This window comes from Escherichia sp. E1V33, from assembly GCF_004211955.1.
Classification (GTDB): domain Bacteria; phylum Pseudomonadota; class Gammaproteobacteria; order Enterobacterales; family Enterobacteriaceae; genus Escherichia.
In genome coordinates this window covers 40,151-53,033 of sequence record NZ_RHJI01000009.1, presented here as the reverse complement: position 1 = coordinate 53,033, position 12,883 = coordinate 40,151, and the positions used below count along the sequence as shown (strand labels likewise).

General features: G+C 51.5%; 14 protein-coding genes. All 14 read left to right on the top strand.

Annotation, left to right across the window (positions count from 1 at the left end; genetic code table 11):
• Positions 1-154 precede the first annotated feature (154 nt).
• The 14 genes from pspA to pgmB all read left to right on the top strand — a co-directional run bounded on the left by pspA (position 155) and on the right by pgmB (position 12,883).
• Positions 155-823 (top strand): phage shock protein PspA, encoded by a 669-nt coding sequence (gene pspA, locus D9742_RS07215; RefSeq protein WP_000511019.1) that lies wholly within the window; start codon positions 155-157, stop codon positions 821-823.
• A gap of 53 nt (positions 824-876) precedes the next feature.
• Positions 877-1,101: an envelope stress response membrane protein PspB gene (gene pspB, locus D9742_RS07210; protein WP_001274963.1), complete on the top strand. Its 225-nt coding sequence runs from the start codon at positions 877-879 to the stop codon at positions 1,099-1,101.
• Positions 1,101-1,460, top strand: a complete 360-nt coding sequence (gene pspC, locus D9742_RS07205) for an envelope stress response membrane protein PspC (RefSeq protein ID WP_000907387.1) — start codon at positions 1,101-1,103, stop codon at positions 1,458-1,460. Before pspB ends, pspC begins: the two co-directional genes overlap by 1 nt.
• 8 nt (positions 1,461-1,468) lie before the next feature.
• Complete coding sequence (gene pspD / locus D9742_RS07200; RefSeq protein ID WP_001295585.1) at positions 1,469-1,690, top strand: phage shock protein PspD; 222 nt, start codon at positions 1,469-1,471, stop codon at positions 1,688-1,690.
• 74 nt (positions 1,691-1,764) lie between these two features.
• A complete protein-coding gene (gene pspE / locus D9742_RS07195) occupies positions 1,765-2,079 on the top strand; it encodes a thiosulfate sulfurtransferase PspE (protein WP_081520933.1) in 315 nt (104 codons plus the stop codon).
• A 212-nt stretch (positions 2,080-2,291) separates the two neighbouring features.
• Positions 2,292-3,971, top strand: a complete 1,680-nt coding sequence (ycjM, locus tag D9742_RS07190; protein WP_130236445.1) for a glucosylglycerate phosphorylase — start codon at positions 2,292-2,294, stop codon at positions 3,969-3,971.
• A gap of 14 nt (positions 3,972-3,985) precedes the next feature.
• On the top strand, positions 3,986-5,278 hold the full coding sequence (locus D9742_RS07185) for an ABC transporter substrate-binding protein (protein WP_130236444.1): 1,293 nt from the start codon (positions 3,986-3,988) through the stop codon (positions 5,276-5,278).
• A gap of 20 nt (positions 5,279-5,298) precedes the next feature.
• The gene (locus D9742_RS07180; protein WP_001080790.1) at positions 5,299-6,180 is read left to right on the top strand and encodes a sugar ABC transporter permease; all 882 of its coding nucleotides are present in this window, start codon (positions 5,299-5,301) and stop codon (positions 6,178-6,180) included.
• Entirely contained in the window at positions 6,167-7,009 is an 843-nt protein-coding gene (locus D9742_RS07175) for a carbohydrate ABC transporter permease (protein ID WP_000224675.1), read from the top strand. The genes D9742_RS07180 and D9742_RS07175 overlap by 14 nt, the downstream gene beginning before the upstream one ends.
• 30 nt (positions 7,010-7,039) lie before the next feature.
• Positions 7,040-8,092 (top strand): zinc-binding alcohol dehydrogenase, encoded by a 1,053-nt coding sequence (locus D9742_RS07170; protein ID WP_130236443.1) that lies wholly within the window; start codon positions 7,040-7,042, stop codon positions 8,090-8,092.
• 17 nt (positions 8,093-8,109) lie between these two features.
• The gene (locus D9742_RS07165; RefSeq protein WP_000690223.1) at positions 8,110-8,898 is read left to right on the top strand and encodes a sugar phosphate isomerase/epimerase; all 789 of its coding nucleotides are present in this window, start codon (positions 8,110-8,112) and stop codon (positions 8,896-8,898) included.
• Between the two features lie 9 nt (positions 8,899-8,907).
• The gene (locus D9742_RS07160) at positions 8,908-9,963 is read left to right on the top strand and encodes a Gfo/Idh/MocA family oxidoreductase (RefSeq protein ID WP_130236442.1); all 1,056 of its coding nucleotides are present in this window, start codon (positions 8,908-8,910) and stop codon (positions 9,961-9,963) included.
• Positions 9,960-12,227, top strand: coding sequence for a kojibiose phosphorylase (gene ycjT / locus D9742_RS07155; RefSeq protein WP_130236441.1), 2,268 nt, complete (start codon positions 9,960-9,962; stop codon positions 12,225-12,227). The genes D9742_RS07160 and ycjT overlap by 4 nt, the downstream gene beginning before the upstream one ends.
• Entirely contained in the window at positions 12,224-12,883 is a 660-nt protein-coding gene (gene pgmB / locus D9742_RS07150) for a beta-phosphoglucomutase (RefSeq protein WP_130236440.1), read from the top strand. The genes ycjT and pgmB overlap by 4 nt, the downstream gene beginning before the upstream one ends.

The following is a 12,883-nucleotide window of genomic DNA, read 5'->3' as shown; positions in this document are numbered from 1 at the left end:
CCACTTGTTAGTGTAATTCGCTAATTCATCCTGGCATGTTGCTGTTGAATCTTCAATCAGATCTTTATAAATCAAAAAGATAAAAATTGGCACGCAAATTGTATTAACAGTTCAGCAGGACAATCCTGAACGAAGAAATCAAGAGGACAACATTATGGGTATTTTTTCTCGCTTTGCCGACATCGTGAATGCCAACATCAACGCTCTGTTAGAGAAAGCGGAAGATCCGCAGAAACTGGTGCGTCTGATGATCCAGGAAATGGAAGACACGCTGGTTGAAGTGCGTTCTACTTCGGCGCGTGCGCTGGCGGAAAAGAAACAGCTTACTCGCCGCATTGAACAAGCGTCGGCGCGTGAAGTTGAATGGCAGGAAAAAGCCGAACTGGCACTGCTGAAAGATAGAGAAGACCTGGCGCGTGCTGCGTTAATTGAAAAACAGAAACTGACCGATCTGATTAAGTCACTGGAACATGAAGTGACGCTGGTGGACGATACGCTGGTGCGTATGAAGAAAGAGATTGGCGAGCTGGAAAACAAATTGAGCGAAACTCGTGCTCGCCAGCAGGCATTGATGTTGCGTCATCAGGCCGCAAACTCGTCGCGCGATGTGCGTCGTCAGCTGGACAGTGGCAAACTGGATGAAGCAATGGCTCGTTTCGAATCTTTCGAACGTCGTATCGACCAGATGGAAGCGGAAGCAGAAAGCCACAGCTTCGGTAAACAAAAATCGCTGGACGATCAGTTTGCCGAGCTGAAAGCCGATGATGCAATCAGCGAGCAACTGGCACAATTAAAAGCCAAAATGAAGCAAGACAATCAATAATAACACTCAGGCGGCGTCCGAACGCGCCGCCGCTCATCCCTTAAGGAGTACTTATGAGCGCGCTATTTCTGGCTATTCCGTTAACCATTTTTGTGCTGTTTGTTTTGCCGATCTGGTTATGGCTGCATTACAGCAATCGTTCCGGTCGCAGTGAATTATCGCAAAGTGAGCAGCAGCGATTAGCACAACTGGCTGATGAAGCAAAACGGATGCGCGAGCGTATTCAGGCGCTGGAATCCATTCTTGATGCAGAACATCCGAACTGGAGGGATCGCTAATGGCAGGCATTAATCTCAATAAAAAATTATGGCGTATTCCACAGCAGGGCATGGTCCGTGGCGTCTGCGCCGGGATTGCCAACTATTTTGATGTACCGGTAAAACTGGTGCGTATCCTGGTGGTGCTGTCGATTTTCTTCGGTCTGGCGCTGTTTACCCTGGTTGCTTACATCATTTTGTCATTTGCGCTTGATCCAATGCCGGACAACATGGCCTTTGGTGAGCAGCTACCTTCCAGCAGTGAATTGCTGGATGAAGTCGACCGTGAACTGGCGGCAAGTGAAACGCGTTTACGCGAGATGGAACGTTATGTCACTTCCGATACTTTCACGCTGCGTAGCCGTTTCCGTCAATTGTGAGGAAAGTTATGAATACTCGCTGGCAACAGGCCGGGCAAAAGGTGAAGCCTGGTTTCAAATTAGCAGGCAAGCTGGTACTTCTTACCGCACTGCGCTATGGCCCGGCGGGTGTGGCGGGCTGGGCGATAAAATCTGTTGCTCGCCGACCGCTGAAAATGTTGCTGGCTGTGGCGCTGGAACCACTATTAAGTCGGGCCGCCAATAAACTGGCGCAGCGTTATAAAAGGTGAGGGGAGTTCCGCAAAAATTGTTGAATCTCAGGCGTATAATGGTTGGCAATTTTCATCCATAGAAGGACGCTCACATGTTTAAAAAAGGGTTACTTGCTCTGACACTGGTGTTTTCATTGCCCGTTTTTGCCGCTGAACACTGGATAGATGTTCGTGTTCCAGAGCAGTATCAGCAAGAGCATGTTCAGGGAGCCATCAATATTCCGCTGAAGGAAGTGAAAGAGCGCATAGCCACCGCTGTTCCGGATAAAAACGACACCGTGAAAGTATATTGCAACGCCGGACGTCAGTCCGGGCAGGCAAAAGAGATCCTCAACGAGATGGGATATACCCACGTTGAGAACGCCGGTGGCCTGAAAGACATCGCAATGCCGAAGGTCAAAGGTTAAAATAATCACCATGAGCGGCGCTTAGGCGCCGTTTTCTTTTTCTGTCACACCTTATTTACAACCCCATAGATTATTTGCGTCAGCTCACAAATACGCTTTTTCCCTGGTAAAAAATGATTTCCTGCGTGACTAAACCCCTTGTGCTCAATTGACAGTTTATTTTCTGCGGAGTAGTCTCTCGTTTCATGGGACCGCTACCACGGAAAGGCAACATGAAACAGAAAATTACGGATTACCTGGACGAAATCTACGGTGGAACATTTACCGCAACTCATTTACAGAAACTTGTAACGCGTCTTGAGAGTGCGAAACGATTAATTACACAGCGACGTAAAAAACACTGGGACGAAAGTGATGTCGTGTTAATTACCTATGCCGATCAATTTCACAGTAATGATTTAAAACCACTACCAACATTTAATCAGTTTTACCATCAATGGCTGCAAGGCATTTTTTCGCATGTTCATTTATTACCTTTTTATCCATGGTCATCTGATGATGGATTTTCGGTAATTGATTATCATCAGGTCGCCAGTGAAACAGGGGAGTGGCAAGATATTCAGCAACTCGGTGAATGCAGCCATCTGATGTTTGATTTTGTCTGCAACCATATGTCGGCAAAAAGTGAATGGTTTAAAAACTATTTACAACAGCAGCCAGGTTTTGAAGATTTTTTTATTGCCGTTGATCCGCAAACCGATCTCAGCGCCGTCACTCGTCCGCGTGCGTTACCGTTATTAACGCCATTCCAGATGAGCGATCATTCCACGCGTCATTTATGGACCACCTTTAGTGACGACCAAATTGACCTGAATTACCGTAGCCCTGAAGTGTTGCTGGCGATGGTGGATGTTTTGCTTTGTTACCTGGAAAAGGGCGCAGAATATGTCCGCCTGGATGCCGTTGGCTTTATGTGGAAAGAGCCTGGAACAAGCTGCATCCATCTGGAAAAAACACATCTGATTATCAAACTTTTACGGTCGATTATTGATAACGTCGCGCCAGGCACAGTGATTATTACTGAGACGAATGTCCCGCATAAAGATAACATTGCTTACTTTGGCGAAGGCGATGACGAAGCGCAAATGGTGTACCAGTTCTCGCTGCCGCCGCTGGTGTTACATGCGGTGCAAAAACAGAACGTCGAGGCGCTGTGCCAGTGGGCGCAAAGTCTGAGCTTGCCCTCCGGTAAAACGACCTGGTTTAACTTCCTCGCCTCTCACGATGGCATCGGGCTGAACCCACTGCGGGGCTTGTTACCAGAAAGCGAAATATTAGCGCTGGTCAAGGCATTACAGCAGGAAGGTGCATTAGTAAACTGGAAAAATAATCCCGACGGTACGCGCAGTCCCTATGAAATAAATGTCACCTATATGGATGCGTTAAGCCGCCGCGAGAGTAGCGATGAAGAACGTTGCGCCAGGTTTATCCTTGCCCATGCGATTTTGTTAAGTTTCCCCGGTGTGCCAGCGATATATATTCAAAGTATTCTGGGCTCGCGTAATGATTACGCAGGTGTCGAAAAACTCGGATATAACCGTGCGATTAACCGTAAAAAATATCACCGTGAAGAGATAACCCGAGAGCTGAACGATGAAGATACATTAAGGCATGCGGTATATCATGAGTTGTCGCGTTTAATTACACTTCGTCGCAGTAATAACGAGTTTCATCCGGATAATAACTTTACCATCGACACGGTTAATTCATCCGTACTGCGTATTCAAAGATGCAACGCGGATGGTAATTGTCTGACTGGATTGTTTAATGTCAGTGAAAATATTCAGCATATAAATATTACTGAGCTGCATGGTCGGGATCTGATTAGTGAAGTTGATATATTGGGTAATGAAATAACGCTGCGTCCCTGGCAGGTTATGTGGATTAAATAAAAAAGGAACATCTCATGATTAAATCAAAAATCGTGCTGTTATCAGCACTGGTTTCCTGCGCCCTGATTTCAGGCTGTAAAGAAGAAAATAAAACTCATGTATCCATCGAATTTATGCATTCTTCGGTGGAGCAGGAGCGTCAGGCAGTTATTAGTAAATTGATTGCCCGTTTTGAAAAAGAAAACCCAGGTATCACCGTTAAACAAGTGCCCGTGGAAGAGGACGCTTATAACACAAAAGTCATTACCCTTTCACGTAGCGGCTCGCTGCCGGAAGTCATCGAAACCAGCCATGACTACGCCAAGGTTATGGACAAAGAACAGCTTATCGATCGCGAAGCAGTTGCCACAGTCATCAGCAACGTTGGTGAAGGCGCGTTCTACGATGGCGTACTGCGTATTGTGCGCACCGAAGATGGCAGCGCCTGGACCGGTGTTCCCGTCAGCGCATGGATAGGCGGTATCTGGTATCGCAAAGATGTGTTGGCAAAAGCCGGGCTGGAGGAGCCGAAAAACTGGCAGCAGTTGCTTGACGTCGCGCAAAAACTGAATGACCCGGCGAATAAAAAATACGGTATTGCGCTGCCTACAGCAGAAAGCGTGCTGACGGAACAATCCTTCTCCCAGTTTGCGTTATCCAACCAGGCCAACGTCTTTAACGCCGAAGGCAAAATCACCCTTGATACACCAGAGATGATGCAGGCGCTGACCTATTACCGCGACCTTGCTGCCAACACCATGCCGGGTTCTAACGACATCATGGAAGTGAAAGACGCCTTTATGAACGGCACCGCGCCGATGGCGATTTACTCCACCTATATCCTTCCGGCTGTGATTAAAGAAGGCGACCCGAAAAACGTCGGTTTCGTGGTGCCAACCGAGAAAAACTCTGCGGTCTACGGCATGTTGACCTCGCTGACCATTACCGCCGGGCAAAAGACCGAAGAGACCGAAGCGGCTGAAAAATTTGTCACCTTTATGGAGCAGGCAGACAACATTGCCGACTGGGTGATGATGTCGCCAGGCGCGGCGCTGCCGGTGAACAAAGCGGTGGTGACTACCGCCACCTGGAAAGACAACGACGTGATTAAGGCGCTGGGTGAACTGCCGAATCAGTTAATCAGCGAACTGCCGAATATTCAGGTCTTTGGTGCCGTAGGGGATAAAAACTTTACCCGCATGGGCGATGTGACGGGGTCTGGCGTGGTGAGTTCAATGGTGCATAACGTCACCGTGGGTAAAGCCGACCTCTCTACCACGCTGCAAGCGAGCCAGAAAAAGCTGGATGAGTTGGTCGAACAGCACTAAACCCAGGACAGGAATCCGCAATGAACAGGCTTTTTTCAGGTCGTTCCGATATGCCCTTTGCGCTGCTGCTTCTCGCGCCCAGCTTATTACTGCTGGGCGGTCTGGTGGCGTGGCCGATGGTGTCGAATATCGAAATCAGTTTTTTACGTCTGCCGCTCAATCCCAACATCGAGTCAACGTTTGTTGGGGTGAGCAACTATGTGCGTATCCTCTCCGATCCCGGCTTCTGGCATTCGCTGTGGATGACGGTCTGGTATACCGCGCTGGTAGTGGCGGGCAGCACCGTGCTCGGGCTGGCGGTGGCGATGTTTTTCAACCGCGAGTTCCGCCTGCGCAAAACCGCGCGTTCGCTGGTGATCCTCTCCTACGTAACGCCGTCCATTTCGCTGGTGTTCGCCTGGAAATACATGTTCAACAACGGCTACGGCATTGTGAACTACCTCGGCGTCGATCTTCTGCATCTCTACGAGCAGGCACCGCTGTGGTTCGATAATCCGGGCAGTAGCTTTGTGCTGGTGGTGCTGTTCGCCATCTGGCGCTATTTCCCATATGCCTTTATCTCGTTTCTGGCGATTTTGCAGACCATTGATAAATCGTTGTACGAAGCGGCAGAGATGGATGGCGCTAATGCCTGGCAGCGGTTTCGCATCGTCACGCTGCCCGCGATTATGCCGGTCCTGGCGACGGTGGTGACCCTGCGCACCATCTGGATGTTCTACATGTTCGCTGACGTTTATCTGCTGACGACCAAGGTCGATATTCTCGGCGTTTATCTCTACAAAACTGCCTTTGCCTTTAATGACTTAGGGAAAGCGGCGGCGATCTCGGTGGTGCTCTTCATCATTATTTTCGCTGTCATTCTGCTGACCAGGAAACGGGTGAACCTCAATGGCAACAAATAAACGCACACTCAGTCGTATCGGTTTTTACTGCGGGCTGGCGCTGTTTCTCATCATCACGCTGTTTCCGTTTTTTGTGATGCTGATGACCTCGTTCAAGAGCGCAAAAGAGGCAATCTCGCTGCATCCTACGCTGCTGCCGCAACAGTGGACGCTGGAGCATTACGTCGACATTTTTAACCCGGTGATTTTCCCGTTTGTCGACTACTTCCGTAACAGCATGGTGGTGTCGGTGGTTTCCTCCGTGGTAGCGGTATTTCTCGGCATTCTCGGGGCTTACGCGCTTTCCCGCCTGCGCTTTAAAGGGCGAATGACCATCAACGCCAGCTTTTACACGGTGTATATGTTCTCCGGCATTTTGCTGGTGGTGCCGCTGTTCAAAATCATCACCGCGCTTGGCATTTACGACACTGAGATGGCGCTGATCATCACCATGGTGACGCAAACCCTGCCCACCGCCGTGTTTATGCTGAAAAGCTACTTCGACACCATCCCTGATGAAATTGAAGAAGCGGCGATGATGGATGGCCTCAACCGTCTGCAAATTATCTTCCGTATCACCGTGCCATTGGCGATGTCGGGGCTGATATCCGTGTTCGTCTACTGCTTTATGGTGGCATGGAACGACTATCTGTTTGCGTCGATTTTCCTCTCCAGCGCCAGCAATTTCACCTTACCTGTGGGCCTGAACGCGCTGTTCAGTACGCCTGATTACATCTGGGGACGCATGATGGCCGCCTCGCTGGTGACCGCATTACCGGTGGTGATTATGTATGCGCTTTCGGAACGTTTTATTAAGAGTGGTTTGACCGCCGGTGGCGTGAAGGGCTAAAGCGGCCAGTTTCTTTACAAGGAGTTTTAAATGAAAAAGTTAGTAGCCACAGCACCGTGCGTTGCTGCGCTGGTTGAATATGAAGATCGGGCGATTTTAGCCAATGAAGTGAAGATCCGCGTGCGTTTCGGCGCACCGAAACACGGAACGGAAGTGGTCGACTTCCGCGCCGCCAGCCCGTTTATCGATGAAGACTTTAACGGCGAGTGGCAGATGTTCACCCCGCGTCCGGCAGATGCGCCGCGCGGCATTGAGTTTGGCAAATTCCAGCTTGGCAACATGGTGGTTGGCGACATTATCGAGTGCGGCAGCGACGTTACCGACTACGCGGTGGGCGACAGCGTATGCGGCTACGGCCCGCTCTCCGAGACGGTCATCATTAACGCAGTGAATAACTACAAGTTGCGCAAAATGCCGGAAGGCAGCTCCTGGAAAAACGCCGTCTGCTACGACCCGGCGCAGTTCGCCATGAGTGGCGTTCGCGATGCCAACGTACGCGTAGGGGATTTTGTAGTGGTGGTAGGGCTTGGCGCGATCGGTCAAATTGCCATCCAACTGGCTAAACGCGCTGGCGCGTCGGTGGTGATTGGCGTCGATCCTATCGCCCATCGATGTGATATTGCCCGTCGCCACGGCGCGGATTTCTGCCTTAACCCCATTGGCACTGACGTAGGTAAAGAGATCAAAACGCTGACCGGCAAGCAGGGTGCTGATGTGATTATCGAAACCAGTGGCTACGCCGACGCGCTGCAATCGGCGCTGCGTGGCCTGGCTTATGGCGGCACCATTTCGTATGTCGCATTTGCCAAACCGTTTGCCGAAGGTTTTAACCTCGGACGCGAAGCGCATTTCAATAACGCAAAAATTGTTTTCTCTCGCGCGTGCAGCGAACCGAACCCGGATTATCCACGCTGGAGCCGTAAGCGTATTGAAGAAACCTGTTGGGAGCTGCTGATGAACGGTTATCTGAATTGCGAAGATTTAATCGACCCGGTGGTGACCTTTGCCAATAGCCCGGAAAGTTACATGCAGTATGTCGACCAGCATCCGGAACAGAGCATCAAAATGGGCGTTACGTTTTAATTCAAAGGAATGAAAAAATGAAAATAGGCACACAGAATCAGGCGTTCTTTCCGGAAAACATTCTGGAGAAATTTCGTTATATCAAAGCGATGGGCTTCGATGGTTTTGAGATTGACGGCAAACTGCTGGTCAACAACATCGAAGAAGTCAAAGCGGCGATCAAAGAAACCGGTTTACCGGTGACCACCGCCTGCGGCGGCTATGACGGCTGGATTGGCGACTTTATCGAAGAGCGTCGTCTTAATGGTTTAAAGCAGATCGAGCGCATTCTCGAAGCGCTGGCCGAAGTGGGGGGAAAAGGTATCGTCGTTCCGGCAGCATGGGGCATGTTTACCTTCCGCTTACCGCCGATGACCTCGCCGCGCAGCCTGGACGGAGATCGTAAAATGGTGAGTGATTCCCTGCGCGTACTGGAACAGGTAGCCGCGCGTACCGGAACTGTGGTGTATCTCGAACCGTTAAACCGCTATCAGGATCACATGATCAACACCCTCGCCGATGCTCGTCGTTACATCGTCGAAAACAATCTTAAACATGTGCAGATTATCGGCGATTTCTATCACATGAATATCGAAGAAGATAACCTCGCGCAGGCGCTGCACGACAACCGCGACCTGCTCGGTCATGTGCATATTGCGGATAACCATCGTTACCAGCCGGGCAGCGGCACCCTCGATTTCCACGCGCTGTTTGAACAGCTGCGCGCCGATAACTATCAGGGTTATGTGGTTTACGAAGGGCGTATCCGGGCAGAAGATCCTGCCCAGGCGTACCGTGATTCTTTGGCCTGGTTGCGTACCTGCTAAGAGGTCTTTGTGAAAAGTGCAATGACAAGCTCTCCGCTGCGGATCGCGATAATAGGCGCGGGCCAGGTGGCGGATAAAGTTCATGCTTCGTACTACTGCACCCGCAACGATCTGGAACTGGTGGCTGTCTGTGACAGCCGCCTTTCCCAGGCGCAGGCGCTGGCAGATAAATACGGTAATGCATCCGTGTGGGACGATCCGCAGACCATGCTGCTGGCGGTGAAACCTGATGTGGTTAGTGTCTGCTCACCTAACCGTTTTCATTACGAACATACCCTGATGGCGCTGGAAGCGGGCTGCCATGTGATGTGCGAAAAACCGCCCGCCATGACGCCAGAACAGGCGCGGGAAATGTGCGATACCGCGCGCAAACAGGGCAAGGTGCTGGCCTATGACTTTCACCATCGTTTTGCGCTCGATACGCAACAACTGCGTGAACAGGTGACCAACGGCGTTTTGGGAGAGATTTACGTTACCACCGCCCGCGCCCTGCGTCGCTGCGGCGTTCCCGGCTGGGGCGTCTTTACCAATAAAGAACTGCAGGGGGGCGGGCCGCTTATCGACATCGGTATTCATATGCTGGATGCGGCGATGTATGTGCTGGGCTTTCCGGCGGTGAAAAGCGTGACTGCGCACAGTTTTCAAAAAATCGGCACGCAAAAGAGCTGCGGTCAGTTTGGCGAGTGGGACCCGGCAACTTACAGTGTCGAAGATTCGTTGTTTGGCACCATTGAATTTCATAACGGCGGCATTCTGTGGCTGGAAACGTCATTTGCACTCAACATCCGCGAACAGTCGATTATGAACGTCAGCTTTTGTGGCGATAAGGCAGGGGCGACGCTGTTTCCGGCACATATCTATACCGATAACAACGGTGAGTTAATGACGCTGATGCAACGGGAAATGGCAGACGACAACCGCCATTTGCGCAGCATGGAAGCCTTTATCAATCACGTACAGGGCAAACCCGTGATGATAGCCGACGCAGAGCAGGGGTACATCATCCAGCAACTGGTGGCGGCGCTTTATCAATCCGCAGAAACAGGGACGCGTGTGGAATTATGACCAGGCCAGTAACGTTATCAGAACCCCATTTCAGCCAGCATACCCTGAACAAATATGCTTCGCTGATGGCGCAGGGGAACGGCTATCTTGGACTTCGCGCCAGCCATGAAGAAGATTACACACGCCAGACGCGCGGCATGTATCTGGCGGGGCTTTATCATCGGGCGGGTAAAGGTGAAATCAACGAACTGGTGAACCTGCCTGATGTGGTAGGGATGGACCTTTCACTCAATGGCGAGATTTTCTCGTTATCCCGCGAAACATGGCAGCGTGAACTTGACTTTGCCAGTGGAGAATTACGCCGTAGCGTTGTCTGGCGTACCAGCAACGGCACTGGTTACACCATTGCCAGCCGTCGCTTTGTTTCGGCAGACCAACTGCCGCTCATTGCGCTGGAAATCACTATTACTCCACTGGACGCCGACGCGTCAGTGCTGATTTCAACAGGCATTGACGCCACGCAAACCAACCACGGTCGCCAGCATCTCGACGAAACCCAGGTGCGGGTGTTTGGTCAGCATCTCATGCAGGGGATCTACACCACCCAGGATGGACGCAATGATGTGGCCATCAGCTGTTGCTGTAAGGTGAGCGGTGACGTTCAGCAATGCTATACCGCCAAAGAGCGCCGTTTACTGCAACATACCAGCGCGCAGCTTCACGCAGGCGAGACGCTGACGCTGCAAAAACTGGTGTGGATCGACTGGCGGGATGACCGACAAACCGCTTTAGACGAGTGGGGTGGCGCGTCGCTTCGTCAGCTTGAAATGTGCGCACAGCAGAGTTACGACCAATTTCTTGCAGCATCAACAGAAAACTGGCGTCAATGGTGGCAGAAACGTCGTATCACGGTAAACGGCGGCGATGCGCACGATCAGCAAGCGTTAGATTATGCGCTTTATCATCTGCGCATCATGACGCCTGCTCACGACGAGCGCAGCAGTATTGCGGCAAAAGGCTTAACCGGAGAAGGCTACAAAGGCCACGTTTTCTGGGATACAGAAGTATTCTTGCTACCGTTTCATCTGTTTAGCGATCCGACGGTGGCCCGAAGTTTACTGCGTTATCGCTGGCACAACTTGCCTGGCGCGCAGGAGAAAGCGCGACGCAATGGTTGGCAGGGCGCGCTGTTTCCGTGGGAGAGCGCGCGCAGCGGCGAAGAAGAGACGCCGGAATTTGCCGCCATTAACATCCGCACCGGACTGCGGCAAAAAGTGGCCTCGGCGCAGGCTGAACATCATCTGGTCGCAGATATCGCCTGGGCTGTCATTCAATACTGGCAGGCAACGGGAGATGAAAGCTTCATCGCTCACGAAGGCATGGCGCTACTGCTGGAAACTGCGAAATTCTGGATTAGCCGCGCGGTGAGAGTTAACAATCGTCTGGAAATTCATGATGTTATTGGGCCAGACGAATATACCGAACATGTCAATAATAACGCATACACCAGCTATATGGCCCGCTACAACGTCCAACAGGCGCTGAATATTGCCCGCCAGTTCGGCTGTAGCGACGACGCATTTATTTATCGTGCCGAAATGTTCCTCAAAGAACTGCGGTTGCCAGAAACTCAGCCAGACGGCGTTTTGCCGCAGGATGATTCGTTTATGGCGAAACCGACAATTAATCTGGCGAAATACAAAGCGGCGGCGGGGAAGCAAACCATTCTGCTGGATTATTCACGCGCAGAAGTGAACGAGATGCAGATCCTCAAACAAGCTGATGTGGTGATGCTCAATTATATATTGCCGGAGCAGTTCTCAGCGGCATCGTGTCTTGCCAATCTGCAATTTTATGAACCGCGCACCATTCACGACTCTTCGTTGAGTAAAGCGATCCACGGTATTGTCGCCGCACGTTGTGGCCTGCTGGCGCAGAGTTATCAATTCTGGCGCGAGGGGACTGAAATCGATCTTGGTGCTGATCCGCATAGCTGTGACGACGGTATCCACGCTGCCGCAACTGGCGCTATCTGGCTGGGGGCGATTCAGGGTTTTGCCGGGGTGAGCGTGCGCAACGGTGAATTACATCTGAATCCGGCGTTACCTGAGCAGTGGCGACGGTTGAGTTTCCCTATGTTCTGGCAGGGCTGCGAATTACAGATCACGCTCGACGCGCAGCGTATTGCGATTCGAACTTCTGCGCCCGTTTCACTGCGTTTGAACGGTCAGCTTATTTCCGTGGCTGAAGAATCTGTTTTCTGTTTGGGCGATTTTATTTTGCCCTTCAATGGGACCGCTACCACACATCAGGAGGATGAATGAAACTGCAAGGAGTAGTTTTCGACCTGGATGGTGTAATCACCGATACCGCGCATCTGCATTTCAAGGCGTGGCAGCAGATTGCTGCTGAAATTGGCATCAACATTGATGCGCAGTTTAACGAAACGCTAAAAGGGATCAGCCGCGATGAATCCCTGCGGAGAATTCTGCAACACGGGGGCAAAGAGGGCGACTTTAACTCGCAGGAGCGGGCGCAACTGGCGTATCGCAAAAATCTGCTCTACGTCCACTCACTGCGCGAACTGACGGTTAATGCCGTTCTGCCGGGGATCCGGCCTTTGCTGGCAGATCTCCGCGCACAGCAGATCCCGGTAGGGCTGGCTTCTGTCTCCCTGAATGCGCCGACGATTTTAGCGGCGCTGGAGCTTCGGGAGTTTTTCACCTTCTGCGCGGATGCTTCCCAACTTAAAAACTCGAAACCGGATCCGGAAATCTTTCTCGCCGCCTGTGCCGGGCTAGGCGTGCCGCCACAGGCATGTATCGGCATTGAAGATGCGCAGGCGGGCATTGACGCCATTAACGCCAGCGGTATGCGCTCGGTGGGGATCGGCGCAGGCTTAACCGGGGCGCAATTATTGTTGCCCTCAACGGACTCCCTGACCTGGTCGCGGTTATCGGCCTTCTGGAAAAACGTATAG